This window comes from Microvirga brassicacearum (genome assembly GCF_008757455.1).
Classification (GTDB): Bacteria; Pseudomonadota; Alphaproteobacteria; order Rhizobiales; family Beijerinckiaceae; genus Microvirga; species Microvirga brassicacearum.
Map to the genome: position 1 here is coordinate 1 of NZ_VCMV01000040.1, position 655 is coordinate 655.

Sequence of the window (655 nt, forward strand, 5' to 3'; positions counted from 1 at the left end):
CCGGTCGTTGGTGGAGCTGATGACGGTGATTTTCTTCGCGTCGGGACCGAGCCGTTCGAGGCCTCGCGCGGAACGAGATATGGTAATCTTATCTCTTGCCCAATCTTGCCCAATCCCCAGTCGAACCTCCTCGACCGTCAGGGCATTCAAGGGTTTGTGCCTGAGAGCAGGACATGTCCGGACGACATAAGAATCGAAGGTTGGCTCTCCCCAATCCTGCCGGTCCAGCTCTGCAATCGTTTGCAGTTTTGGGTTAAGCATCCTCACCGAAAGAGGCATCACGCATCGCTACGAGCATTTCAGCAACCCGGCGGCATCGTGCTTCCCGCGCGGTGAGATCACCACGCCCCCCAAAGCCCATATGGTCGAACTCGGCCCACAGTAGATATCGCGTGAGGTCGTTAGCCGATGCCTTCTCATGCATTAGCATGACATATGCCTTGCCGACATAGCCATCGTATTCATCCTGCGCTTCCGGAACACCGTTTACGCCGATCGGGTCCCATGCGCGCATGAACAATTCGCGGATGCGGGCGCGATGTCTTCTAGACTCTTCTTTCTCCGGCCCTTGGATGATGCTCATCCCTGCCCCGCCCGCAATCCCACCGTCGCCACGCCTGCGCCGATCAGCAACGATCCGCCGACCTTGTTGATC

At 57.9% G+C, this 655-nt stretch carries 1 protein-coding gene and 1 pseudogene; both read right to left on the bottom strand.

The features are described 5' to 3' along the window. Positions 1 to 279, bottom strand: a pseudogene (locus tag FEZ63_RS25770) (hypothetical protein); the annotation flags it as partial. Next, a partial coding sequence (locus FEZ63_RS19615) for a hypothetical protein (RefSeq protein ID WP_210251579.1) occupies positions 254 to 655 on the bottom strand: 402 nt, incomplete at its 5' end. The gene FEZ63_RS19615 and the pseudogene FEZ63_RS25770, both read right to left, overlap by 26 nt.